Source organism: Simplicispira lacusdiani, assembly GCF_003604195.1.
In the GTDB taxonomy this organism is placed as follows: Bacteria; Pseudomonadota; Gammaproteobacteria; order Burkholderiales; family Burkholderiaceae_C; genus Simplicispira; species Simplicispira lacusdiani.
Genome location: NZ_QXGR01000012.1, coordinates 26,354 through 51,449 on the forward strand (window position 1 = coordinate 26,354; position 25,096 = coordinate 51,449).

Annotated in this window: 15 protein-coding genes; 9 read left to right on the forward strand and 6 right to left on the reverse strand. The window is 69.7% G+C overall.

Translation table 11 applies throughout. From position 1 onward, the window contains the following. Window positions 1-4: 4 nt before the first annotated feature. Window positions 5-2,212: a cyanophycin synthetase gene (locus tag D8S75_RS15115; RefSeq protein ID WP_119967185.1), complete on the reverse strand. Its 2,208-nt coding sequence runs from the start codon at window positions 2,210-2,212 to the stop codon at window positions 5-7. 231 nt (window positions 2,213-2,443) lie between these two features. Here D8S75_RS15115 and D8S75_RS15120 point away from each other — a divergent pair, with 231 nt between their 5' ends. The 3 genes from D8S75_RS15120 (at window position 2,444) to D8S75_RS15130 (ending at window position 5,836) form a co-directional block, all read left to right on the forward strand. Continuing rightward, entirely contained in the window at window positions 2,444-4,756 is a 2,313-nt protein-coding gene (locus D8S75_RS15120; protein WP_119967186.1) for a cyanophycin metabolism-associated ABC transporter, read from the forward strand. A gap of 14 nt (window positions 4,757-4,770) precedes the next feature. Continuing rightward, the gene (locus tag D8S75_RS15125) at window positions 4,771-5,256 is read left to right on the forward strand and encodes a cyanophycin metabolism-associated DUF1854 family protein (RefSeq protein ID WP_119967187.1); all 486 of its coding nucleotides are present in this window, start codon (window positions 4,771-4,773) and stop codon (window positions 5,254-5,256) included. A 148-nt stretch (window positions 5,257-5,404) separates the two neighbouring features. Then, window positions 5,405-5,836, forward strand: coding sequence for a hypothetical protein (locus tag D8S75_RS15130; RefSeq protein ID WP_119967188.1), 432 nt, complete (start codon window positions 5,405-5,407; stop codon window positions 5,834-5,836). 97 nt (window positions 5,837-5,933) lie between these two features. On the opposite strand, the gene D8S75_RS15135 is transcribed toward D8S75_RS15130, so the two are convergent. Both D8S75_RS15135 and gspF read right to left on the reverse strand, forming a co-directional pair. Continuing rightward, window positions 5,934-6,863, reverse strand: coding sequence for a 5'-nucleotidase (locus D8S75_RS15135; RefSeq protein ID WP_119967189.1), 930 nt, complete (start codon window positions 6,861-6,863; stop codon window positions 5,934-5,936). 4 nt (window positions 6,864-6,867) lie between these two features. After that, window positions 6,868-8,085 (reverse strand): type II secretion system inner membrane protein GspF, encoded by a 1,218-nt coding sequence (gene gspF, locus D8S75_RS15140; RefSeq protein ID WP_119967190.1) that lies wholly within the window; start codon window positions 8,083-8,085, stop codon window positions 6,868-6,870. Between the two features lie 137 nt (window positions 8,086-8,222). Between gspF and D8S75_RS15145 the strand changes: the two genes are divergently transcribed. From D8S75_RS15145 to D8S75_RS15155, 3 genes are all read left to right on the forward strand, one after another. Beyond that, window positions 8,223-8,972 (forward strand): SDR family NAD(P)-dependent oxidoreductase, encoded by a 750-nt coding sequence (locus tag D8S75_RS15145; RefSeq protein ID WP_119967257.1) that lies wholly within the window; start codon window positions 8,223-8,225, stop codon window positions 8,970-8,972. A gap of 228 nt (window positions 8,973-9,200) precedes the next feature. Continuing rightward, window positions 9,201-9,686, forward strand: coding sequence for a CZB domain-containing protein (locus tag D8S75_RS15150; RefSeq protein WP_119967191.1), 486 nt, complete (start codon window positions 9,201-9,203; stop codon window positions 9,684-9,686). A gap of 20 nt (window positions 9,687-9,706) precedes the next feature. Continuing rightward, window positions 9,707-10,393 (forward strand): MOSC domain-containing protein, encoded by a 687-nt coding sequence (locus tag D8S75_RS15155; protein ID WP_119967258.1) that lies wholly within the window; start codon window positions 9,707-9,709, stop codon window positions 10,391-10,393. Between the two features lie 4 nt (window positions 10,394-10,397). On the opposite strand, the gene D8S75_RS15160 is transcribed toward D8S75_RS15155, so the two are convergent. Next, window positions 10,398-11,171: a LytR/AlgR family response regulator transcription factor gene (locus D8S75_RS15160; RefSeq protein ID WP_119967192.1), complete on the reverse strand. Its 774-nt coding sequence runs from the start codon at window positions 11,169-11,171 to the stop codon at window positions 10,398-10,400. After that, window positions 11,168-12,295, reverse strand: a complete 1,128-nt coding sequence (locus D8S75_RS15165) for a sensor histidine kinase (protein ID WP_119967193.1) — start codon at window positions 12,293-12,295, stop codon at window positions 11,168-11,170. The genes D8S75_RS15160 and D8S75_RS15165 overlap by 4 nt, the downstream gene beginning before the upstream one ends. 52 nt (window positions 12,296-12,347) lie before the next feature. On the opposite strand from D8S75_RS15165, the gene argH reads away from it, so the two are divergent. Further along, window positions 12,348-13,808: an argininosuccinate lyase gene (gene argH / locus D8S75_RS15170; RefSeq protein WP_119967194.1), complete on the forward strand. Its 1,461-nt coding sequence runs from the start codon at window positions 12,348-12,350 to the stop codon at window positions 13,806-13,808. A 335-nt stretch (window positions 13,809-14,143) separates the two neighbouring features. Next, complete coding sequence (locus tag D8S75_RS15175) at window positions 14,144-15,082, forward strand: HDOD domain-containing protein (protein ID WP_157982664.1); 939 nt, start codon at window positions 14,144-14,146, stop codon at window positions 15,080-15,082. Window positions 15,083-15,127: 45 nt separating this feature from the next. On the opposite strand, the gene D8S75_RS15180 is transcribed toward D8S75_RS15175, so the two are convergent. Next, window positions 15,128-18,967 (reverse strand): EAL domain-containing protein, encoded by a 3,840-nt coding sequence (locus D8S75_RS15180; protein WP_198673222.1) that lies wholly within the window; start codon window positions 18,965-18,967, stop codon window positions 15,128-15,130. Between the two features lie 115 nt (window positions 18,968-19,082). On the opposite strand from D8S75_RS15180, the gene D8S75_RS15185 reads away from it, so the two are divergent. Further along, window positions 19,083-25,064, forward strand: a complete 5,982-nt coding sequence (locus D8S75_RS15185; RefSeq protein WP_370807758.1) for an alpha-2-macroglobulin family protein — start codon at window positions 19,083-19,085, stop codon at window positions 25,062-25,064. The last annotated feature ends 32 nt before the right edge of the window (window positions 25,065-25,096 follow it).

Genomic DNA, 25,096 nt, shown 5'->3' on the forward strand with positions numbered 1-25,096 from the left:
GCGCTCAGGCGCGGGCCGTGTCCACGCTGGGCTGTTCGGGTTCGAAGGTCTTGATGCCCGCGCCGATGAGGTCGGGCGAGATGTCCAGGGCCCAGGCGGTGGCGATGGCCGCGAGCAGCGCGTCGGTGTCGGGCACCACGGCGCCACGGCCGAAGGTCAGGTCGGACAGCGGTCCCAGCACATGCTCGGTGTGGCCCGTGGCCAGCACCACGCGGCCGTTCTTGACGAACACGGCGCGGCCGTATTCATCGTCGGCGCGGTGCTCCACGATGGCGGGAAGCAGGGGATCTTGCGCATACAGCACCACGCTGCCGTCGCACAGAGGCGCCAGCGCGGCCACCTGCGGCTCGGCGGCGTTGAGCACGGCGGCGCCCTTGTCGAGCACCACGTCCACCTGGGTGCGCAGCACCTTGGTCATCTGTTCCTGCTCATGCACGTCGAAATCGGCCAGGCCGGCCACACCGTCCATGTCGGTCACCACGCCGACCTGGCAGCGGTTGTAGGCCAGGCCGTCGCGCAGGATGGTGCGCGCGTCGTTCTCGATCACGGCGGCCTGCACCATCTGGTTCATCAGCAGGCGGTGCGCGGCTTCCCAGTGGGCGCTGTCGGCGGCGTCGACGCGGCGGCGGTCGAGGAACAGGCCCTCGCGGCAGGCCAGGCCGGTGTGCCGCCCGCTCAGGTGCAGCAGCCAGGCCACCAGGCGGGCGATGGTCGTGGTATTGCGCGTGCCCGCCACGCCCACCACCGGAATGCGGCCGGCGTCCTCGCCGTGGTCTTCCGAGGGGAACAAATGCTCGACGATCGCCTGGCCCACGGGGCGTGGCGCGCCCACGGCGGGCTTGAGGTGCATCAGCAGGCCGGGGCCGGCGTTCACTTCGACGATGGCGCCGCCCTGCGCGTGCAGCGGCTTGGCAATGTCCTGCGCCACCATGTCGATGCCGGCGATGTCCAGGCCCACCACCTTGGCGGCGAGCTGGGCGATGTAGGCCACCTCGGGGTGCACGTCGTCCGTGCAGTCCACGGCCACGTTGCCATTGCGCTGCACCACCACCTGGCGTCCCGCTGCGGGCACGGAGTCGGCATCCAGGTCCTGGCGCTTGAGTTCGAGCTGCACCTTTGAGTCGGTTGCCAGGTCGATGATCTCCAGCGGGTATTCCTCTTCGTAGCCACGGCGCGGGTCGGAGTTGAGCTGGCTGTCGATCAGTTCCTTGACGGTGGAGCGGCCGTTGCCGGTGATGCTGACCACCTCGCCACGCGCGGCGGCCACGACCTTGCCGCCCACCACCAGCAGGCGGTGCTCGTCGCCGGGAATGAAGCGCTCGACCATCACGTCGCTGCCCTCGGGGTAGGCCACGTGGTAGGCCGCCTCGATGTCTTCCTTCTTGCGCAGGTCCAGCGTCACGCCACGGCCGTGGTTGCCGTCGGACGGCTTGACGACCACGGGCAGGCCGATGTCCTGCGCGGCCTCCCAGGCTTCCTCGGGGCTGTGGACCACCTGGCCCTCGGGAATGGGCACGCCGCAGGACTTGAGCAGGCTCTTGGTCAGGTCCTTGTCGGAGGCGATGCCCTCGGCGATGGCGCTGGTGAATTCGCTCTCGGCCGTCCAGATGCGGCGCTGGCTGGCGCCGTAGCCCAGTTGAACGAGGTTGCCGTCGTTCAGGCGGATGTGGGGGATGCCGCGGTCGGTGGCCGCGGTCACGATGCAGGCCGTGCTGGGGCCGAGGTACTGGTCGTCCACCTCGGTGCGCACCTTGGCCACGGCGGCCTGCACGTCGAAGGGCTCGTCGTTGAGGGCCGCCATGATCAGGCGGTGGCCTTGCTCCAGCGCCATGCGCGCCACCTGCTCGTCGCGGGCGCGGAACACCATGCGGTAGACGCCGCGCACCGAGGTGCTGCGCGTCTGGCCGAAGCCCGTGGGCATGCCGGCGAGGTTCAGCAGCTCGATGACGATGTGCTCCAGCACGTGGCCGCACCAGGTTCCCTCCTGCAGGCGCTGCAGGAAGCCGCCGCGCTCGCCCACGCCGCAGTGGTGCTCGATCAGCGCCGGCAGCCAGGCCGTCAGGCGTTCATTGAATCCGGGGATCTGGTGGGAGGGGTGGTCTTCGAGGGCCCCGAGGTCCAGCCACACTTCGAGCGCGGGGCGGTAGGTCCAGATATTGGGGCCGCGCAGGTAATTGATGCGCAGCAGTTGGATGTCGTTGAATTTCGCCATGGGTTGCAGCGGGTAGGAAGGTTCCGGCCTGGAGATGGGGCTTTGCGGGAGAGCGAGACGGAAATAGCCCGATTGTGCGCCAGTCCGGGGTCAGCGCGGACTGTCAGCGCAAGGGAGGGTGTGCGCGTTATGGGGGGAGAACATTGCACCCGGCAAGCCCGTATCGGGGAGAATTCCAGCTTCCGCGGGAACAGGCACTGCGGGCTGCCAGGGGCGGAAACACCAACCAAAATGCAAAATCACCATCCTGTGGACGCCTTCGGTGTCTTGAATAGCCCTTTCGGGGCCGAGTTGCGAGCCCGGCTCGCTTCCCACGAGAACGTGCGGGCCGCGCTGGAGGTTGACCTGAGCGCCGAACTGCGTTTTGGTGAGGGGCTGCTGGCCCTGACCCCGCAGCGCCTGCTGGTGCGTGAGCCCGGCAGCGATGGCTGGAAGGAGTGGATGCTCATGCCCGGCCTGGGGCTGCGCCTGCAAGACCACGGCGGCGTGGGCACGCTGGAGCTGCACGACGGCCAGCAGCGCCTGGCTTTCTGGCGTTTCACGCTCGGCAACCATGCCCAGGCACTGAGCCTGGTGCAGCGTTTCGAACACCAGATCGAGCGTTTGTCCAGCCTCACGCCGCTGGCCGACGATGCCGACGAAGCCCGCTGCCCCGTTTGCCATACGCCCCTGCCGCCCGACACCGAGGAGTGCCCGGCCTGCGCCCGCGCCCAGCCGCCGCAGACCTCCACCTGGGTGCTGCTGCGCCTGTGGCGCTTCGCGCGTCCCTACCGCGCGCAGCTCGCGGCGGGGTTCGGCCTGACCCTGGCCTCCACGGCGGCCACGCTGGTCCCTCCCTACCTGACCATCCCGCTGATGGACGACATCCTGATCCCGTTCCAGAACGGCCAGAAGATCGACCCGGGCCTGGTGATGTTCTACCTCGGCGGCCTGCTGCTGTCGGCGCTGCTGGCCTGGGGGCTTTCCTGGGCGCGCACCTACATCCTGGCGCTCGTGTCCGAGCGCATCGGCGCCGATCTGCGCACCACCACCTACGAGCATCTGCTGCGCCTGTCGCTCGACTATTTCGGCGGCAAGCGCACGGGCGATCTCATGGCGCGCATCGGCTCGGAGACCGACCGCATCAACGTCTTCCTGTCGCTGCACGCGCTGGATTTCCTCACCGATGTGCTGATGATCGTCATGACGGCGGCCATCCTGTTCTCCATCAACCCGTGGCTGGCGCTGGTCACGCTGGTGCCGCTGCCCTTCATCGGCTGGATGATCCACACCGTGCGCGACCGCCTGCGCACCGGCTTCGAGAAGATCGACCGCGTATGGAGCGAGGTGACCAACGTGCTTGCCGACACCATTCCAGGCATCCGCGTGGTCAAGGCTTTTGCCCAGGAAAAGCGCGAGGCCCAGCGCTTCCGCGACGCCAACCAGCACAACCTGGAGGTGAACGACCGCCTGAACAAGACCTGGAGCCTGTTCACGCCCACGGTGTCGCTGCTCACCGAGATCGGCCTGCTGGTGGTCTGGGCCTTCGGCATCTGGCTGGTCTCCAAGAGCCAGATCACGGTCGGGGTGCTCACGGCGTTCATCGCCTACATCGGGCGCTTCTACGGTCGGCTCGACTCCATGAGCCGCATCGTCTCGGTCACGCAGAAGGCGGCGGCCGGCGCCAAGCGCATCTTCGACATCCTCGACCACGTCAGCAACGTGCCCGACCCGGCCCAGCCGGTGCACGTGGACAAGGTGCGGGGCGCCATCGCCATGCGCAACGTCGGCTTCCGCTACGGCAGCCGGGCCGTCATCAAGGACATGGACCTGGACATCCGCCCTGGCGAGATGATCGGCCTGGTGGGCCACAGCGGCTCGGGCAAGAGCACGCTGGTGAACCTGATCTGCCGCTTCTACGACGTGAGCGAGGGGTCGATCCAGATCGACGGCATCGACATCCGGCGCTTCTCGGTGGCCGACTACCGCCGCCACATCGGCCTGGTGCTGCAGGAACCCTTCCTGTTCTTCGGCACCATCGCCGAAAACATCGCCTACGGCAAGCCCGATGCCACGCGCGAGGAGATCGTGGCCGCCGCGCGCGCCGCGCACGCGCATGAATTCATCCTGCGCCTGCCGCATGGCTACGACTCGCTGGTGGGCGAGCGTGGCCAGGGCCTGTCGGGCGGCGAGCGCCAGCGCATCAGCATCGCCCGGGCGCTGCTGATCGACCCGCGCATCCTGATCCTCGACGAGGCCACCTCGGCCGTGGACACCGAGACCGAGAAGGAAATCCAGAAGGCGCTGGACAACCTGGTGCAAGGCCGCACCACCATCGCCATCGCCCACCGCCTGTCCACGCTGCGCAAGGCCGACCGCCTCGTGGTCATGGACCGTGGCGAGGTGGTCGAAGTGGGCCCGCACGACGAGCTCATGGAACAGCAGGGCGCTTACTGGCGGCTCTACGAAGCCCAGGCCCGCCGCGCCGAGGAGGACGCGCAGGCCGCCGGCGTCATCATCGACAGCGGCCTGCTGCACCCGGCGCACCCTGCCGGCAACTCCTGACCAGGATCTTCCCCATGCCGTCCTCCGCTTCCCTTTCCGCCCTGCAACTGCACCGCGACGCCCACGGCCGGCTGGTGCTGCAGCTTCCCGGTGGCCCCGCGCACGCCGGCGTGCTGCCGGTGCGCGCCTTTCCCATCGCCGCGCCCGAGGACGGCCTCTCGTTCATGGGCGCCGACGGCCACGAGCTGCTCTGGATCGAGCGCATGGCCGACCTGCCCGAGCCGGTGCGCCGCCTGGTGAAGGAAGAGCTGGCCGTGCGGGAGTTTGTGCCCACTATCACGAAAATCCTTGAGGTATCAAGCTTTTCAACCCCCTGCACCTGGATGGTTGAGACCGATCGGGGCCCCACGCGCTTCGTGCTGAAGGCCGAGGAGGACATCCGGCGCCTGCAGGGCCGCACCTCGCTGCTGATCGCCAGCGGCGAGGGCGTGCAGTACGCCATCCCTGACAGCACGGCCCTGGACAAGGCCTCGCGGCGCATCCTCGAACGCTTCCTGTGAGCCCGGGCAGGGCTTGGAAGTAGGTGAAAACACTTAATTCGGGGTGATCGGTCAAAAAAGGCTTAATTTCCCCTTTTTTTTGCCGAAATGATTGTTCGAGAAGGGGCTAAAGCCTTCTCGAATTCAATCCACCAACCGGGCCACTGCCATGCAATTGCCACCTGTAGACCGATCACCGATCTGGCGTCCCCAGGGCGCTGATTTGTACTCCACCGGGGCTTCTGGTGCGGTGCCCGTGCGCCCCATCAACCCCGCCAACGCCGTCGAGTCCATGGACCGGCTGGGCGAGGGTGCCATCGTGAAGGCGCCGGACAAGCCCTCGGACCCCGACGCGCCAAACCGCGACTGGACCGAGGTCAAGAAGAAGGAAACGGTCGAGGAGCCGCCCGAGCCGCCCAAGGAGCCGATCTACAAGCAGTTGCTGGAATTCCTGCAGTCCATGTGGCGCGCCAGCGGCAGCGCCATCGAGTTGGCGCAGGACATCAACAAGACCACGCTGCAGGAGCGCCTCGCCCAGCAGGCCAAGAACGAGCCCATCACCTACGCCGACCCCAAGGTCAAGCGCACCGGCGGGCTCTGACCGGGCCACTGCACGCTCTTTTATTGATAGCTTGAAGCGCCCGTTCTGCGGGCGCTTTTTGCATTCTGGACCCAAAAGTGCAGTGAGCCACGCCGCTTCAGTGCGCGGCACCCGGCGGCGGCGGATTCGCGATGCCGCTGCTCACGTGGCCGGCGGGCACATGCAGGGCGGCCGAGGTGACATGGCCGGTTTGGTCGTCGAAGAAGAAATCGGGCTCGAATTCGCGCAGGAACTCGCCTTTTTGCAGGCCGCCAAGGAACATGGCCTCGTCGACCGCGATGTTCCAGCCCATCAGCGTGCGGATGGCGCGCTCGTGCGCCGGCGCGCTGCGCGCCGTGACCAGGGCGGTGCGGATGCGCATACCCGTGCCGCCGTCCTCGCCGGCCGACTGCAGGCGGTGCAGGGCCGCCAGCAGCGGCTTGAACGGCCCGTCGGGCAGGGGCTGGGCGGCCTTGTCGGACTCGTGCCGCTGGAACGCGGCCAGGCCCTCGGCCTGGTAGACCCGCTCGGCCTCGTCGGAGAACAGCACGGCGTCGCCGTCGAAGGCGATGCGCACCTCGTGCGGGTTCGAGCCGCCGGCCTGCACCGATTCCGTCAGCACGCGCGCGGCCGGGTAGCCCAGGTGCAGTGCCTCGCGCACGTCGGCTTCGTTGGCCGAGAGGAACAGGTGCGCGCCCAGCGGCCGCAGGTAGCGGAACGGGTCGCGCCCCTGCGTGAACACGCCGCGCTGCACCATGGGCAGGCCGTGCGCCTTGCACGAGCGGAACACGCGCATGCCGCTCACCGGGTCGTTGCGCGAGAGCAGCACCACCTCCACCCGCTGGTGCTCGGGGGTGTTGAACGCGAGCAGCTTGCGCACCAGAGAGAACGCCACGCCGGGCGCGGCAGGAACCTCCAGCCGCTGGCGCTGCAGCTCCACGTAGGCGCGGTCGTTGTCCTTCTCGAAGACGCGGTTCTCTTCCTCGAAGTCGAACAGGGCGCGCGACGAGATCGCCACCACCAGCTTGTCGTCCAATGTCACGGCCATGGTGTCACTTCATGAATTGGTTCAGCTGGATGATGGGCAGCAGCACCGCCAGCACGATGAGCATGACCACCAGGCCCATGGTCACGATGAGCAGCGGCTCCAGCAGGGTCGCCAAGTGTAGGGCGCGGCGCTGCACTTCGGCCGAGAGCTGCGTGGCGGCGCGCTGCAGCATCACGGGCAGTTGGCCGGTCTGCTCGCCCAGGCGGGCGAACATGGGCAGCAGGCTGGGGAAGCGCTTCTTCTGCGCCAGCGCCGAGGCCAGCGGCGCGCCCTCGCGCACCAGCACCAGGGCGTCGAGCGCATCGGCGCGCAGCGCGCGGTTGTTCAGGGTCTCGGCCGCCGCCTGCAGCGCCTTGAGGATGGGCACGCCCGCGCCGGCGAGCATGGCCAGGGTGCCGGCGAAGCGCGCCGCGTTGTAGCCGCGTGCCAGGCGGCCCACCAGCGGCAGGTTCAGCCAGGCGGCATCGAATTTTTGGCGAAATGTGGCAAAACCCAAGGACCAGCGAGCGCCAATAGCTATCAAAACAAGAGCAATTCCCAGCCACCAGCCATGGTTGCGCACGAAGGCGCTGAGGGCCAGCATGGCCACCGTGAGGAAGGGCAGGGCGCGCTTGGTGCCCGCGAACACGCTGGCCACCTGCGGCACCACGTAGCTCACGAGGAACAGCACGATGGCGATGGCCACCAGGGTGACGATGGCCGGGTACAGCGCCGCGCCCACCAGCTTTGCGCGCAGCTCCTGGCGCTCCTCCAGGTCGTCGGCCAGGCGTTCGAGCACCAGGCCGAGGTGGCCGCTGTGCTCGCCCGCGCCGATGACGGCGCAGTAGATGTCGGAGAACTCGCGCGGGTGCTGCTGCAGGGCGCGCGCGAAGGTCGAGCCGGCATTGACCTCGGCGCGCAGCACGGCCACCAGGTGGCGCTGGCGCTCGTTCTCGGCCTCTTCGGAGAGGGCCGTCAGCGCGCGCTCCAGCGGCAGGCCCGAGGCCACCAGCCCCGCGAGCTGCCGGGTCCAGATGGCCAGCGCGGCCGTGCCGAACACCGGCCGGGTGAACAGGTGGCCGGTGGCGGCGCCGGCGGGGCGGTCGCCCACGGGCTCGACGGCCAGCGGCACCAGCGCTTGCGCGCGCAACTGGCTGCGCGCCGCCTTGGCCGAGTCGGCCTCGACGATGCCTTTGCGGGTCTGGCCCTGCTCGTCGAGGGCTTCGAAGGTGAAGGCGGGCATGCGGGTTTGGTTGCGGTGCGGGTGGATGGCAGGGCATGATGGTAGCCGCTGCCGGGGCGGGATTCGCCGGGGGGCGCAGGGCGCGCGCCAAGATGCCGCGCGCGGTGCTTGGTAAACACGAGGAGAGACGCATGGTGTTGCTGCAAGACAAGGTGGTGCTGGTGACGGGCGCGGCGTCGGGAATCGGCCGCTCCATCGCCCAGGTGTGCGCCCGCGAGGGCGCGAACGTGGTCGTGTCCGACCTGAGCGCCGCGGGCGGCGAGGACACCGCGGCGCTGGTGCGCGCGCAGGGCCGCGAGGCGCTTTTCGTGCCCGCCAACGTGGGCGCCGCCGCCGAGTGCGAGGCCTTGGTGCGACGCGCGCTGGAGCGCTTCGGCCGGCTCGACGTGGCCGTGAACAACGCCGGCATCGGCGGCGCGCAGGCCTTCACGGCGGACTATCCCGTCGAGGCCTGGGACCAGGTCATCAACGTCAACCTGTCGGGTGTGTTCTACGGCATGAAGCACCAGATCGCCGCCATGCTGGCCAGCGGCGGCGGCGCCATCGTCAACATCGCCTCCATCCTGGGCGCCGTGGCATTCGCCAGCGCACCGGCGTACACCGCGGCCAAGCACGGTGTGCTGGGTTTGACCAAGGCGGCGGCCGTGGAATACGCCGCCCTGGGCGTGCGCGTGAACGCCGTGGGCCCGGCGTTCATCCATACGCCGATGATCGAGGCGCTGGAGCAGGACGCCGCGGTGAACGCCCTGCTGACGGCCGCGCACCCCATCGGCCGCCTGGGCCGCCCGGAAGAGGTGGCCGAGCTGGTGGCCTGGCTCGCGTCCGACCGCGCCTCGTTCGTCACCGGTGCCTACTACCCGGTGGACGGCGGCTACCTTGCGCGCTGACCCTGGCGGCGGCTGCGCCACGGCCCGCGTGGGGTGGAATCCGTGCGGCGACAGCCCCCGGAGGGGCTTGCGCCATGCGCTGGCTGTCGCGCAGGTGCGCGGCATGGCGAGGAAGAAGTAGCCAAAACGCGCCGGGTCGAACAAAATGTTTCCATCGGCCCGCAAAGGCCGTGCTGTGACCGGAGGCTGGCGCAGCCGGGATGGCTCTTGGACAGCACGAGGTGATGCATGGGTTTTTTCAGCCGTTTATTCAGCTTTCGGGAACAAGACCCGGCCAGCCCCGATACGACCTGGTCCTACGAGGACAACGCCAGCGAGCTGGTGCTGGACCCCGAGTACGCGGCCACCTTGATGACCGAGTTCGACATCGATTCCGCCATCGCCAGCCATGAAGACCTGAAGCTGCGCCTGCAGGGCATGCTGGACGGACAGTCGGACGACGTGCTCGATCCAGCGGCCGTGGGGCAGCATGAATCCTGCCCCCTGGGCCAATGGCTGCGCGGCTCGGGCCGCGAGAAGCTGGGCCAGTACCCGGCCTTCGAGATGCTGGTGGCACGGCACAAATACTTCCACCTCCAGGCGGCGCATGTGGTGGAACTCCACCAGGCTGGCGAGCATGAGAAGGCCCAGCAGTTGTTCCATGGGGGCTACCGCCATGCGTCCAACCAGGTCACGCTGCTGCTCAAGGAGCTGCGCCGGGGCCTGGGCAGCTGAGGGCTTTGCCGCGCATCGGCATGGCCACCCGCATCGAGGCCGTCTGCACCGGAGCGGTGCAGCCCTACGCACGCGACAGCCGCAGCGCCATCCACAAGACCCCCGTGACGGGCCGGGTGCGCGCCCTGGCCCTGGGCCTGGTGGGCGATGCCCAGGGCGACCCGCGCCTGCATGGCGGCCTGGACAAGGCCGTGCACCACTACCCGCTGGAGCATTACGGCGCCTGGCGCGCAGAACTGGGCGGCCATGCGCTGCTGGGCGCTCCCGGCGCCTTTGGCGAGAACCTGCATGGCCTGGGGCTCACCGAGGCCAGCGTGTGCTTGGGCGACCGCTGGCGCGCGGGCGAGGCCCTGCTCGAAGTGACCCAGGCGCGCCAACCCTGCTGGAAACTCGACGAACGCTTTGGCCTGCCCGGCATGGCGCGGCGCGTGCAGCAGTCCCGCCGCACCGGTTGGTACTACCGTGTGCTGGAAGAGGGCTGCCTGTGGGCGGGCGCGGATCTGGTGCTGGAGCATCGCCCATACCCGCAGTGGCCGCTGCTGCGGCTGCTCGACCTGCTCTACCAGCCGGTGCTCGAATCCGCCGATCTGCGGGCTGCGTGTGCCCTGCCGCTGCCGGCCTCCTGGCAGCGCCTGCTGCAGCGGCGCATCGATACCGGCCTGCTGGAAGACTGGGCGCCCCGCCTGGAGGGCCCGGCTCGCGCTTGATCGGTCAGGCCCGCGCGATTTCTTCCCGCACCGCGGCCACCTGCCGGCGCGAGACGGCCAGCAGCTCGGCCAGCCCATGCAGGCGCACGGCCCAGCCCTCGCCTTCCTCGGGGTCGTAGTGCTTTTCCAGCGCGCGCACGGCCCGGCGCGCCACCAGCGCGTTGCGGTGGATGCGCAGGAACTGGCCGGGGTGGCGCGCTTCGAGCTCGCTCAGCGAGCCGTCCAGGATGTAGCTGCGCGCGGCCGTGCGCACGGTCACGTATTTCTGTTCCGCCTTGAGGTACAGCACCTCGGACAGCGGCACGCGCTCGGTGCGGCCCCGGTCCTGGATGACCAGGGTTTCGCCCGGGGGCAGGGCCGCCGCCTGCGCCACCGGGGCCGCCAGGGCCGCGCCGCCGGCCGGCCGCAGGGCGCGCTGGGCCTTGGTCAGTGCCTGTTGCAGGCGCTCAAGCCGCACCGGCTTGGTCAGGTAATCCACGGCGTCCAGCTCGAAGGCGCTCACGGCATGGTCGGCATGCGCCGTCACGAACACCACGGCCGGCGGGTGGCTCAGGGTCTGCAGCGTCTGGGCCAGGCACAGGCCATCCTGGCCGGGCATGTGGATGTCGAGCAGCACCACATCGAAGGAGCGTCCGCCGCTGGGAGTCAGCAGCGACATGGCCTCGGCCGCCGTCGCGGCCTCGGCCAGTGCGTGGCGCTCGGTGTCGGTGCAGTCGCCCACCAGGGTGCGCAGCCGGCTGCGGGCCAGGGGTTCGTCGTCAACGATGAGGATGTTCATGCGGAGCGCGCGCGTTCGCGCGGGTTGGCGGAAGGGGGGCGGTCGACGGCGGGCCGTGGGGCGGGCAGGGTGATGCGCACCTGGTAGAGGCCGTCCTGGATGCCCGCGCTGAATTCTCCCTGCACATCGTGCAGCAGGGACAGGCGGGCGCGCACATTGGCCAGGGCGATGCCATGGCCGCGCGGTGCTTCGTCGCGGGCAGGCTGTTCGTCGGGCAGCGTGTTGGTGATGCGCACCACCACGCGGCTGCCGCGCTGTTCGGTGAGCACGCGCAGCTTGCCGCCGCGCGCGCAGGGCTCCACGCCGTGCTTGACGGCGTTCTCCACGAGCGGCTGCAGCAGCAGCGGGGGCAGCAGGGCGGCATCGGCGCGTGGATCGAGCTGCCACTGCACGCGCAGCCGGTCGCCAAAACGCACCTGCTCGATGGCCAGGTAGCGGCGCGCGAGCCCGATCTCCTCGGCCAGCGTGACGGCCTCGCCCTGCTCCACCAGGGCGGAGCGGAACAGGTCGCTCAGGTCTTCGAGCAGCGACTCGGCCTTGGCGGGCTCCGCGCGCACCAGGGCAATGGCGCTGTTGAGGGTGTTGAACAGGAAGTGCGGCCGGATGCGCGACTGCAGTTCCGTGAGCCGCGCCGTGGTGGCCGCCGGCGTGCGCCCGCGCGCGCGCAGCACCAGGGCCGCCACCAGCAGGGCTGACAGCAGGGCGCCGCTGGCGGCGCTGGCCACCCAGGGGGAATGGGCCAGCCGGCCTGCCAGGGCCAGCATGCCGCAGGCCCACAGGCCCGCCAGCGCGCCCAGCAGCACGCCCGCGGCGTACTGGCCCAGCGTGGGCAGGCGCTGCAGCACCTGCTTGAGGCTGCACGCGGCGATCAGCCAGGCCAGCGTGGCAGGCAGTGCGCCGCCGGTCAGCAGCGCCAGCCTGGAGAGCCAGTCGATGGGGTTTTCCGCGCCGAACATGGCGCCCACGGCCAGTACCAGCTCGACGAACAGCACGGCGCGCAGCACCACGCCCGCATGGCAGGCGTCGAACACCAGCGCACGCCCGGCGGGCATGCCCGCGCGGGCGGCGGCGGGGCCAGCGGGCGGTGCTCCAGGAAGGGTCGATAAAATTTGCGTCTCTTGCATTGCGGCATCCGGGCGTTCCGGGTGTCTGTTCCCACCGGATTATTGCCCTGCCATGCCCACCAGCCAACCCTCCCAGCCTTCCCACAACCAGCTCGACACCAAGGCACAGGCGTGGTCGGCGCTGTTTTCCGAGCCCATGAGCGACCTCGTCAAGCGCTACACCTCCAGCGTCTTCTTCGACAAGCGCCTGTGGCAGGCCGACATCGCGGGCAGCCTGGCGCACGCCGAGATGCTGGCCGCGCAGGGCATCATCGGCCAGGACGACCACGCCGCCATCCAGTGCGGCATGGCCCAGATCACGCAGGAGATCGAGTCCGGCGCGTTCGAGTGGAAGCTCGACCTGGAGGACGTGCACCTGAACATCGAGGCGCGCCTGACCCAGCTCGTGGGCGACGCCGGCAAGCGCCTGCACACCGGCCGCAGCCGCAACGACCAGGTGGCCACCGACGTGCGCCTGTGGCTGCGCGGCGAGATCGACCTGATTGGCGGCCTGCTCACCGACCTGCAGAAGGCGCTGGTGGAAGTGGCGGCCAAGAACGTGGAGGTGATCCTGCCCGGCTTCACCCACCTGCAGGTGGCCCAGCCCGTGAGCTTCGCGCACCACCTGCTGGCCTACGTGGAAATGTTCAAGCGCGACGCTGATCGCATGCAGGACGTGCGCCGCCGCACCAACGTGCTGCCGCTGGGCAGCGCCGCGCTGGCCGGCACCACCTACCCGCTGGACCGCGAGCGCGTTGCCAAGACGCTGGGCATGGACGGCGTGTGCCAGAACAGCCTGGACGCCGTGAGCGACCGCGACTTCGCCATCGAGTTCACGGCGGCCGCCAGCCTGTGCATGGTGCATGTGAGCCGCCTGAGCGAAGAACTCATCATCTGGATGAGCCAGAACTTCGGCTTCATCAAGATCGCCGACCGCTTCACCACGGGCAGCTCGATCATGCCGCAGAAGAAGAACCCCGACGTGCCCGAGCTGGCGCGCGGCAAGACCGGCCGCGTGGTGGGCCACCTCATGGGCCTGATCACGCTGATGAAGGGCCAGCCCCTGGCCTACAACAAGGACAACCAGGAAGACAAGGAGCCTCTGTTCGACACCGTGGACACGCTCAAGGACACGCTGCGCATCTTCGCCGAGATGGTGGGCGGCCAGGTGAACCCCGCCACCGGCGCCAAGGAAGGCGGCATCACCGTCAATGCCCAGGCCATGGAAGACGCGGCCAAGAAGGGCTACGCCACCGCCACCGACCTGGCCGACTACCTGGTGAAGAAGGGCCTGCCGTTCCGCGACGCGCACGAAACCGTGGCCCACGCCGTGAAGGCGGCGCAGTCGCACGCCTGCGATCTGTCGGAACTGCCGCTGGCCGTGCTGCAGGGCTTCCACGCCAGCATCGAGAAGGACGTGTACGAGTGCCTGAGCCTGCGCGGCTCGCTCGGCGCGCGCAACACCCTGGGCGGCACCGCGCCGGCGCAGGTGCGCGCGCAGATCGCGCGGCACCAGGCGCGGCTGGCGCAATAGCCGGACAGGCGCCATCGAGGACCGCGGGCCGCGCCATGTGGGCGCGGCGCAGGCGGTGCCCGAGGGGTCTCGGCCGCTGGATGCGCGGGGATTCTTGGCCACCTTTTCCTTCGCCGGGAGTGCAAGCCGTGTCTGTTTCGTCGTTGTGGATCGCCGGGGTACTGATCCTCCTGGTGGCGGCGGGCGCTGCCATGGTGGCATGGCGCAGGCGCCGGCCGGCACGCCTTCGTCCACGCCCGCGCGCGGCAGTGCCCGCCCGCCCGGGCGCCGCGCCCGCTGACGCTCCGGCGAGCGTTCCGGCGTCCCAGCGGCCGCCGCCCCTGGAGCCGATCCCCATGGCGCTGAGCACCTTCCACTGGCGCCGCCCGAACGAGCTGCCCAGCGGCGAGCTGCGCGTGCTGTTCGCCGCCTTGCGGGGGGAGCCGCGCCCGCCCACGTCACTGCAGCGGCTGCTGTCGCCGGAATATGTGGCGCGCACCAGCCAGGCCCAGTTCAGCGCCGCCATCATGCAGGACCCGCTCATCGCGGCCCGCGTGCTGGCGGTGGTCAATTCGCCGTTCTATGGCCTGCAAAAACCCGTGGACAGCATCGAGCCCGCGGTCCATTTGCTGGGCATGGAAACGGTCCGCGGCATCTGCCTGCGCTACATGCTGGCGCAGGCTTTCAAACCCAATCTGGCGAGCGCGCAGGTGTATTTCGACACCCTATGGCAGGCCAGCGCCATCGCCAGCGAGCTGTGCCTGCGCCTGGCCAAGGGGCTGCAGTTGCCGCAGCAGGGCGCGCTCGTGACCCATGTGGTGCTGGCCTTCGTCGGCCACCTGGTGGCCGCCTCGCGCCTGCCGCACGAGATGCTGCCGCGCTGGCTGGAGCTGGACCCGCTGCAGCGCGCGCGGCTGGAACAGGAAGCCATGGGGCTCACGGCGACCGAAGTAGGGGGGCTTCTGATGCGTTTCTGGCGGCTGCCGACGCCCCTGGTGCGCGAGGTCTGCGCCATGGGCCGGGTGCTGGTCACGCCCGTCAGCGACGTGGAGCCGGAGCAGGTGCCGCCGCTGGCGCTGGGTTACCTGTGCATGCGCCTGGGAGAGAAGCTGGCGCTGGGCCGGCTGGCCTCGTTCGATGACTACGATCCGGCCTTCGACATCACCCCCGACACCTACCACTTGCGCACCTACCTCGTGCATCCGGGGATCGCGCCGGTGCGCGACCTGCTGCACACGCGGGCGATGCAGGCATGGGTGCAGCGCGCGTGCGCGCGGGCGGTGGCGCCGGGCTGAAGGCGCCACCGCCTGGCGGCCGAAGGCCGACCCGGGCGCTGCCGCTCAGATGCCTTCGCCGGCCAGCGCGAAGGCCTCGGCCTGGCTGGTATCGGCATAGGTTTCCAGTGCGGCCAGGGGCAGGGGGCGGCTGAAGAAGTAGCCCTGGTAGGCATGGCAGCCGTGCCGGGCCAGAAAATCGCGCTGCTCGGCGCGCTCCACCCCTTCGGCGATCACTTCCAGGCCCAGGCTTTCCGACAAGGCCACGATCATGCGGGCGATGGCGGCATCGTTGGCATCCGTCAGCACATGGCGGACAAAGCCCTGGTCGATCTTGAGCTGGTCCAGCGGCAGGCGCTTGAGATAGGCCAGGGAGGAGTAGCCCGTGCCGAAATCGTCGAGCGAGAAGCACACGCCCCGGGCCTTGAGCGCCCCCATCTTGGCGACCACGTCCTCGACATGGGTGACCAGGAGGCTCTCGGTCAGTTCAAGCTTGAGCCGGCGGGGGTTGGCGCCGGTCCGCTCCAGCACGTCCAGTACCTGCTCCACGAAGCCGGCGTGGCGGAATTGCCGCACACTCACGTTCACCGCCATGGTCAGGTGCTGGCGGTCGGGGCGCAGGGCCCATGCCGCCAGCTGCCGGCAGGCGGTTTCCAGCACCCAGCCGCCCAGCGGCAGGATCAGGCCGGTGTCCTCCGCCAGCGCGATGAAATCGAGCGGCGAGACCATGCCGCGCTCCGGATGCTGCCAGCGCACCAGGGCCTCCACGCCAATCATGGTGCCCGCCTTGCCCACCTGGGGCTGGTAGTGCAGCACGAAATCCTGGCGCTGCAGCGCCAGGCGGAGCTCGTTTTCGAGCGCCACGCGCTCGGCCAGCACCGACTGCATCTGCGGGTCGAAGAAGCACAGCGCGTTGCGGCCCGAGGCCTTGGCGCGGTACATCGCCAGGTCGGCCTGCTTGAGCAGATCCTCCACGGTGCCCTGGGGCTCTCCGAACAGCGCCACGCCGATGCTGGGGGTGTTGTGGTGCACGGTGCCCTGCAGCGCATAGGGCTCGTTCAGGGCGTGCAGGATCTTGGCGCCCACGGCCTCGGCCTGCTGCACGGCCTGCATGCCGTCCTGGCCCAGGCCTTCGAGCATGACGACGAACTCATCGCCGCCGAGCCGTGCCACGGTATCGCCCTCGCTCACGCAGGCCACCAGGCGCTGGGCGACCTGCTGCAGCAGCAGGTCGCCGATGTAGTGGCCACGCGTGTCATTGAGCCCCTTGAAGTCATCGAGATCGATGAAGAACAGCGCGCCGCGCTGCTGGTTGCGGGCGCTCACGATCAGCGCGTGTTCCAGGCGGTCGAGCAGCAGCCTGCGGTTGGGCAGGCTGGTCAGCGGGTCGGAGAACGCCAGCAACTGGATGCGTTCCTCGTTCTGCTTCTGGTGCGTGATGTCCGAGAAGGTGGCCACATAGTGGGTGGGCTGGCCGTGGGGGTCGCGCACCGCCGTGATGGAGAGCCACTGCGGGTACACCTCGCCGCTCTTGCGCCGGTTCCAGACTTCGCCCTGCCAGCGGCCATGCTGGCCTATGGTCTCCCACATGCCGCTGTAGAACCGGCGGTCGTGCCGCCCCGACTGGAGCAGGCGCGGGGTCTGGCCGATCACCTCGGCGCGGTCGTAGCCGGTGATGGTGCAGAACGCGCGGTTCACGCCGATGATGGTGCCGTCCTTCTCGGCGATGATCACGCCCTCGGCGCTGTTGTCGAACACCGTGGCCGCCTGGCGCAGGTCGTTTTCCATGCGCTTGCGCTCGGTGATGTCGAGCATCACGCCCACCAGCCCGCCCACGCTGCCATCCGGGTGGGTGAAGGTGGCCTTGTGGAACATCACGTCGTGCAGCTGCCCGTCGGCATGGCGCACCTGGCTCTCGTAGATCTGCTTGCCTGGCTGGTCCAGGATCTCGCGGTCGGCGGCCAGGTAGCGGTCTGCCAGTTTGCTCGGCGCGATGTCGTGCGGTGTCTTGCCGATGAGCTCGGACGCAGGCTTGCCGATGAAGGCCTCGAACGCGCTGTTGCAGCCCAGGTAGCGCGCCTGGGCGTCCTTGTAGAACAGCGGACTGGGGATGGCCTCGATCAATTGGCGCATGAAGCTCAATTGCCGCGACAGCTCCTCGGTGCGCTCCCGCACGCGCTGTTCCATCTGCCCGTAGGCCTGTTGCAACGCCGTGCTGCGTTCTTCCAGCAGCCGCTGGTCACGCTTGCGCCCGGTCACGTCCTGCAGGGTCTCGATGGCGCCTGTCAACTTGCCCTGCGCGTCGCGCAGCGGCGCGGCCGTGATGTGCAGCCAGCGCTCCTCGCGGCCCTGGTCGTTGCTGGGCAGGCTCAGCTCGGCTTCCAGGGCGCCCGCGATCAATGCCGAGTGCTGAAAGCTCGGGTAGTGCAGGGCCAGCGTCTCGTCGCTGGCCTGGTCCACCAGCAGGTCGGCCAGCGTGGGCCGGGGGCTGGGGTACAGGGCGCGCCAGACATCGCCGTGGCCGATCACGGCGGCGGCATCCACGCCGGTCAGCGCGGCGCAGGCGCGGTTCCAGTGGGTGGTGCGGTGCCGGGCGTCGATCACGAAGGTGGCCAGCGGCGTGCCGTCCACGATCTGCGCGAGCTGGCGCTCGCGCTCGTGGATGGCCAGTTCGGCCCGCCGCAGTTCGGTGAGGTTGCTGCCCATGCCGTGGTAGCCCACGAACCGTCCCTGGTCATCGAAGCGGGGCGCGCCATTGACCGAGAAATACTGGATGCTGCCGTCGGCCGCCGTGATCTCGTACTCGAAACGGCGGAAAGGCTCGTGCCGCTCATGGCAGGCGATGTGCTCGGCCATTTGCTCGGCGGACACCCCCTGGATGGGCATGTCCCAGCGCCGCTTGCCCATGAAGTCCTTGGGATCGCGGCGCAGCTTTTCCGTGGAGTGCCCGAAGAAGCGGGTGAAGCGGAACTCCGCGTCCTGTTCCCAGAACCAGTCGGAGGACAGGTTGGCGAAGTCGGCGATCTGGCGGGTGCGCTGCTGCACCAGGCGCTCGGCGTTGGCATAGGCCTCGCGCAGGGCGTTGTCGGCCCGGTGTTTCTCGGTGATGTCGGTGTAGGTGGACACCACGCTGCCATCGGGCAGCGGCCGGTCCACGATCGACAGCACCGTGCCCTCGGGGCTCGTGTATTCGAACGTGTTGGCCTGGCCTGCGCGCACGCGGGCCACCCTGCGGGCCACCAGGGCGCGCAGGGCATCGTCGTCCGTGGCATGGCCGGCGCGCTGCGCATAGCTGCGCAGCAGGGCCTCCATGGGCTGGCCCAGGCACACCGCGTCCGGGGGCCAGGCGATCAGCTCCAGGAACCGCTGGTTCCACACCACCAGCCGCAGGTGCGGGTCGAACAGGGTGATGCCCTGGTCGATATGGTTCACCGCCTCGTGCAAGCGGGCCAGGCTGGATTCCACGGTCTGGCTGGCGTGGCTGAGCAGATCGGTCAGGCAGGCCGGGGCCTGCGCGCCCGTCCCGTCCGGCGCGATGGCCGGTGCCTCCTCCCGCCGGATCTGCAGCAGCGAGGTCACGCAAAAGCGCACGATCCGCGCCAGCGGCCGCACCACGTCGAGCGGCCCGGCGATGGCGAAGCAGGCCAGCCGCCGGCCCGCCAAATCGATGCCCATGTTGATGCCTTCGCGCTCGGTGGCCGAGTGCCGTGCCTCTTCCGCGCTGAAGCGGTATTCGTCCATCTCGCCGCGCATGATGCGCAGCGCGACGGGGTGGATGCCGCCCAGGCGCTGGCGCTCGCTCGACGCCACGATGCGACCGTCGTGGTCCATGAAACTGCAGACCAGGCCCAGCTCGGCGTGCAGCATGTCGCAGAGTTCCTGGGCGAACGGGATGTCGAGTGGCATGGGCATTGCGTAAATGTCCGTAACAGGATGGCACGCTGGCGCATCCCTGGCAAGGCGGGCGGCGGAAGCGCCGCACTTTTCCGCTAACCTTGCCCATTCTGTCGAGGAGAACAGGGTGAACGCCAAGCGTATTGCAAAAAGTACCGCCGTTGCCTGGGGAATCGTGGTGGCCGCCACGAGTGCCCAGGCCTTGCAGATCACCCAGTTGTCCCCCCAGGGCGAGGTGGCGCGCGTGCGCCAGGTGGTCGCCAAGTTCGACGGCGCGGCCGTTCAGTTTGGCGACCCCAAGGCCCCGGCGCCGCTGGACGTGCGCTGCAGCGACGCGCAGGCCAGCAAGGGTACGGGCCGCTGGACCAGCGAGCGCGAATGGGTGTTCGACTTCGAGCGCGACCTGCCGCCCGGCACGCGCTGCACGGCGCAGGTAAAGCCTGATTTCAAATCGGCCTCTGGCGTTTTGCTGGTGGGCGCTAAAAGCTATCAATTCAATAGCGGAGGTCCTTTCATCCAGAACCTGCGGCCCGGCACCTACGAGCCCATCGACGAAGAGCAGTTCTTCGTGCTGCAGCTCAATGGCCCGGCCACCGTGGCCAGCGTGCAGGCCAACGTCTGGTGCGTGGCCGAGGGTGTGGGCGAGCGCATTCCGGTGCGCCTGATCGACGGCAAGGAGCGCGCCGAGCTGCTCAAGGCCCAGGGGCTGGAGCAGCAGGCCGCGCGCGACCCGCTGGCCATCGCCACGCTGGCGTGCAACCGGCGGCTCACGCCCTCGTCCAAGGTGCAGCTTGTCTGGGGCAAGGGCGTGGCCACGCCCAGTGGCGTGGCCAACAGCGTGGAAAAGCGCTTCGCCTACCAGGTGCGCGCGCCGTTCACGGCCGAATTCCATTGCGAGCGCGAGAACGCCCAGGCCGCCTGCCTGCCCATCCGGCCCCTGACGCTCTCCTTCAACGCGCCCGTGCCTTACAAGCTGGCGGCGGCCATCCGGCTCAAGGGGGCGCAGGAAACGGTCAAGCCCAAGCTGGATGCCGATGATGAGGCCGCGCAGGCGCGCAAGGCCGACACCCTGGTCGGCAGCGTGCAGTTCGCCGCGCCGCTGACCGAGAACACCTCCTTCCAGGTGGAACTGCCCAAGGGCTTCCAGGACGCCTCGGGCCGCGCGTTGGCCAACGCCGCCAGCTTTCCCCTGAAGGTGGCCACGGGCGGGCTGCCGCCGCTGGCCAAGTTCGCCGCCGCGCCGTTTGGCATCGTCGAGCGTTTCGCCGAAGGCCCGGGCGGCCCGGCGCTGCTGCCGGTGACGCTGCGCAACGTCGAGGCCGACCTGCGCGCGCAGGGCCTGCAGGCCGGCAATGGCGCGGCGTCCGCCGGCACGGTGGGCACGCTGCGCCCGCAGGAGGACGCCGACATCATTGCCTGGTTCCGCAAGGTGCAGCAGTACGACAGCTTCCAGGTCGAGCGCAAGCAGGCGCGGCGCGACGTCAAGGGCGCGCTGCCCAAGGCGGTCGACGGCGAGAAAGACTATGTGCAGTCGCGCATGCTCTCGCTGCTGGCCGGACAGCCGGGCGTGCGCACGCTGGAACTGCCCAAGCCCGCCAGCTCCGGCCCGCGTCCGTTCGAGGTGGTGGGCATTCCGCTGGCGCTCGGTTTCCATGTGGTGGAGATCGCCTCGCCGGTGCTCGGCCGCTCGCTGCTCGACGAGCGCCACGGCGAGGGGCGCACCATGTACGTGCGCACCTCGGCGCTGGTGACCAACCTGGGCGTGCACTTCAAGCTCGGCCGTGAGAACGCCCTGGCCTGGGTGACCACGCTCGACCGGGGCCTGGCCGTGGCCGGAGCGCGCGTGCGCGTCTCCGGCTGCGATGGCCGCGAACTGGCCAGTGGCACCACCGATGCCCAGGGCGTGGCGCGCATCGAGGGCCTGTCGTCCGATCCGCCGCTGTGCAGCGGCCGGGGCGAGGGCGGCAACGCTTACTTCGTCAGCGCGCGCCACCAGGGGCCGGATGGCACGCAGGACATGGCCTTCACCTGGAGCGACTGGCAGCGCGGCATCGAGCCCTGGCGCTTCAATGTGCCCACCAGCAGCGACCCGCGCCCCGACGAGCGCGCGCACACCATCTTCGACCGCACCCTGCTGCGCGCCGGTGAAACCGTGTCCATGAAGCACCTGCTGCGCAGCGAGACGCGCGGCGGCTTCGGCATCCCCCCGGCCGATCCCGACACCGTGGTCATCACCCACCTTGGCAGCGGCCAGCAGTTCACGCAGCCGCTGGCCTGGCGCAAGACGGCCACGGGCGGGCGCAGCGCGCACGGCAGCTTCGCCGTGCCGCCGGCCGCCAAGCTCGGCGTGTATGAAGTGGAGCTGCGCGGTGGCCGGGGCGAGGGCTACAGCCTGATCACGGGCCAGTTCCGCGTGGAGGAATTCCGCCTGCCCGTGCTGGAGGGCCGCGCGGGCCCGGCCGACAAGGCGCCGCTGGTCAATGCGCGCTCGGTGCCGGTGGGCGTGCAAGTCAACTATGTGGCGGGCGGCGCCGCGGCGCAGCTGCCGGTGCGCGTGTCGGCCCTGGTGCGCGGCAAAACCCTGCACTTCGACGACTACGACAGCTTCAGCTTCCACCCGCCGCGCGGGCGCCGGCAGGCCGGCGAGGGCGGCGAGGAGGAGCAGGCCGCCAGCCAGGACGCCCGCGTGATCGCCGACAAGCTGCCGCTCACGCTCGACCGCAACGGCGCGGGCCGCGTCACCGTCGCCGAGGTGCCGCCCGCCGGCACGGTGCGCGACCTGGTGGTCGAGGCCACCTACGCCGACCCCAACGGCGAGGTGCAGACCCTGCGCAGCACCACGCCGCTGTGGCCCGCCGCCGTGCTGGCCGGCATCAAAACCGAGGGCTGGGTCTCGGCGCGCCAGAAGATCCGTTTCCAGGCGCTGGCGTTGACCACCGACGGCAAGCCCGCCCTGGATGTGCCCCTGCAGGTGCAGGCCATCGCGCGCATCACCACCACCAGCCGCAAGCGGATGGTGGGGGGCTTCTACAGCTACGACAACCAGACCGAGACCAAGGACCTGGGCACGGTGTGCACCGGCAAGAGCGACGCGCGCGGCCTGCTGCTGTGCGAGGCCAAGCTGGACGAGCCCGGCGAGGTGGAGCTGGTGGTCACGGCGCGCGATCGTGACGGCAACACCTTCGATGCCGCGTCCTCGGTCTGGGTCACGCGCCAGGGCGAGCTGTGGTTCGGCGGCGAGAACCACGACCGCATCGACCTGCTGCCCGAGAAAAAGAGCTACCAGCCCGGCGAGACGGCGCGGCTGCAGGTGCGCATGCCATTCCGCTTCGCCACCGCCCTGGTGGCGGTGGAGCGCGAAGGCATCATCGACACGCAGGTGGTGCAGCTCAACGGCCAGGACCCGACGGTGAGCCTGAAGATCCAGGAAGGCTGGGGCCCCAATGTCTACGTGAGCGTGCTGGCGCTGCGCGGGCGCCTGCGCGACGTGCCCTGGTACAGCTTCTTCACCTGGGGCTTCAAGGCGCCGCGCGAATGGTGGACCGCCTTCTGGTACGAGGGCAAGGAATACGTGGCGCCCACGGCGCTGGTGGACCTGTCCAAGCCTGCCTTCCGCCTGGGCGTGGCCGAACTCAAGGTGGGTACGCGGGCGCACCAGATCGACGTGAAGGTGGCGGCCGACAAGGAGAGCTACCCCGTGCGCGGCAAGGCCCAGGTCACCATCACCGCGACGCTGCCCGATGGCCGGCCCGCGGCGAACGCCGAGGTGGCGCTGGCCGCCGTGGACCAGGCGCTGCTTGAACTCATGCCCAACCGCAGCTGGAACCTGCTCGACGCCATGCTGCAGCGGCGGGCGTGGGGCGTGCAGACGTCCACCGCGCAGATGGAGATCATCGGCCGGCGCCACTATGGCCGCAAGGCCGTGCCCGCGGGCGGCGGCGGCGGGCGCGCGCCTACGCGCGAGCTGCTCGACACGCTGCTGCTGTGGGAGCCCGCCGTCCAGCTCGACGCCAAGGGCCAGGCCCAGGTGACGGTGCCGCTGAACGACGCGCTCACCACCTTCAAGATCGTCGCCGTGGCCGACGCCGCCACCGGGCTGTTCGGCACCGGCAGCACGAGCATCCGCGCCACGCAGGACCTGCAGATCATCAGCGGCCTGCCGCCGCTGGTGCGCGAGGACGACCAGTTCCGTGCCCAGCTCACGCTGCGCAACACCACCAAGGCCGCCATGAAGGTGGAGGTGGCGCCGCGCGCCACGCTGCTCGATCTCCAGCCGCAGACGGTGGACCTGCCCGCCGGCGAGGCACGCGAAGTGGCCTGGAATGTCACCGCGCCGGCACAACTCGCGCAGACGCGTGCCGAGGCCATTCTGTGGGAGATCGAGGCCAAGGACCAGCTCAGTGGCGCGCGCGACGCGCTCAAGGCCCGCCAGCGCATCATCCCCGCCGTGCCGCTCACGGTGCAGCAGGCCACGCTGGTGCAGGTGGACGGCGGATTCAACCTCGCGGTGAACCCGCCGGCCGACGCGCTGCCCGGCCGGGGCGGCCTCAAGCTGGCGCTCCAGCCCAAACTGGCCGAGGGCCTGCCGGGCGTGCGCGACTGGTGGGCGCGCTACCCCTTTGCCTGCCTGGAACAAAAGACCAGCAAGGCCGTGGGCCTGCGCGACGCCAAGCTGTGGCAGACCGTGGCCGCGCAGCTGCCCACCTACCTCGACGGCGACGGCCTGGCCTACTACTTCCCGCCGCGCGAAGGCGAGGCGAACCGGGGCAGCGACGCGCTCACCGCCTATGTGCTGGCCGCCACGCACGAGGCTTCCGCCCTCAACCCCGCGTTCGGCCTGCCCGACGAGGTGCGCGCGCCCATGGAGCGGGGGCTGATCGCCTTCGTCGAGGGCCGCATCGAGCGCAACTTCTGGAGCCCGCGCAAGGACCTCGACATGCGCAAGCTCGCCGCGCTGGAGGCGCTCTCGCGCCATGGCAAGGCGCAGGGGCGCATGCTCGCGAGCATCACCATCGCGCCCAACCAGTGGCCCACGCACAGCGTGATCGACTGGCTCAACATCCTGCGCCGCGTGCAGGACGTGCCGCAGCGCGAGCAACGCCTGCAGGAGGCACAGCAGATCCTGCGCGCCCGCCTGTCCTACCAGGGCACCAAGCTCATCTTCAGCACCGAGCAGGACGACTACTGGTGGTGGCTCATGCAGAACGGCGACGTGAACACCGCGCGCCTGATCCTGGCCGTGCTGGACGACCCGGCCTGGAAGGACGACATGGGCCGCCTGGCCAACGGCTTCATCAGCCGCCAGCAGGCCGGCGCGTGGCACACCACCACGGCCAACCTGTGGGGCGGGCTGGCGCTGGAGAAATTCAGCGCCAAGTTCGAGGCCACGCCCGTGGCGGGCACGACCCGCGCCAGCCTGGGCGGCAACGCGGCCGGCGTGGACTGGAGCAAGGTCGAGCGCATCAAGCCCAGCGACGCCAGCGGCGCCGCGCACCAGACCACTTGGTTCGGCGCGCCCGCCGCGCCCGGCATGCTGCGCGGCAACGGCATGTTCCTGCCCTGGGGCGCGGGCAAGGACAACCTGGCCGTCACCCACCAGGGGCCGGGCAAGCCCTGGCTCACGCTGCAGTCGGTGGCCGCCATCGAACTCAAGGCGCCGTTCAGCGCGGGCTACCGCATCCAGAAAACCGTCACCCCCATCGAACAGGCCGACAAGGCCCTGCCGCCGGGCCAGTACACGCGCGGCGACGTGCTGCGCGTCACTCTGGAGGTGACCAGCCAGGCCGATATGACCTGGGTGGCCATCACCGACCCCATTCCCGCCGGCAGCACCATCCTGGGCAGCGGCCTGGGGCGCGACTCCGAGATCGCCACCCAGGGCGAGAAGCGTTCGGGTTCTGGCTGGCCCGCGTTCGAGGAGCGCAGCTTCGAGGCCTTCCGCAGCTACTACGAATACCTGCCCAAGGGCACGGTGACGATGCAATACACCGTGCGCCTGAACAACGTGGGTGATTTCGCGCTGCCCCCGAGCCGGGCCGAGGCCCTGTACGCGCCCGAGATGTTCGGCGAATCGCCCAACGCGCGGGTGAAAGTCGGGGCCGCGAAATAGGTGAGCGCATGGTTGCTTCTGTATTGATAGCT

Bases quoted from the DNA above. Each gene is read 5' to 3' on its own strand.
- D8S75_RS15115 (WP_119967185.1), bottom strand. From the start codon at position 2,212: ATGGCGAAATTCAACGACATCCAACTGCTGCGCATCAATTACCTGCGC.
- D8S75_RS15120 (WP_119967186.1), top strand. From the start codon at position 2,444: ATGCAAAATCACCATCCTGTGGACGCCTTCGGTGTCTTGAATAGCCCT.
- D8S75_RS15125 (WP_119967187.1), top strand. From the start codon at position 4,771: ATGCCGTCCTCCGCTTCCCTTTCCGCCCTGCAACTGCACCGCGACGCC.
- D8S75_RS15130 (WP_119967188.1), top strand. From the start codon at position 5,405: ATGCAATTGCCACCTGTAGACCGATCACCGATCTGGCGTCCCCAGGGC.
- D8S75_RS15135 (WP_119967189.1), bottom strand. From the start codon at position 6,863: ATGGCCGTGACATTGGACGACAAGCTGGTGGTGGCGATCTCGTCGCGC.
- gspF (WP_119967190.1), bottom strand. From the start codon at position 8,085: ATGCCCGCCTTCACCTTCGAAGCCCTCGACGAGCAGGGCCAGACCCGC.
- D8S75_RS15150 (WP_119967191.1), top strand. From the start codon at position 9,201: ATGGGTTTTTTCAGCCGTTTATTCAGCTTTCGGGAACAAGACCCGGCC.
- D8S75_RS15155 (WP_119967258.1), top strand. From the start codon at position 9,707: ATGGCCACCCGCATCGAGGCCGTCTGCACCGGAGCGGTGCAGCCCTAC.
- D8S75_RS15160 (WP_119967192.1), bottom strand. From the start codon at position 11,171: ATGAACATCCTCATCGTTGACGACGAACCCCTGGCCCGCAGCCGGCTG.
- D8S75_RS15165 (WP_119967193.1), bottom strand. From the start codon at position 12,295: ATGCAAGAGACGCAAATTTTATCGACCCTTCCTGGAGCACCGCCCGCT.
- argH (WP_119967194.1), top strand. From the start codon at position 12,348: ATGCCCACCAGCCAACCCTCCCAGCCTTCCCACAACCAGCTCGACACC.
- D8S75_RS15175 (WP_157982664.1), top strand. From the start codon at position 14,144: ATGGCGCTGAGCACCTTCCACTGGCGCCGCCCGAACGAGCTGCCCAGC.
- D8S75_RS15180 (WP_198673222.1), bottom strand. From the start codon at position 18,967: ATGCCACTCGACATCCCGTTCGCCCAGGAACTCTGCGACATGCTGCAC.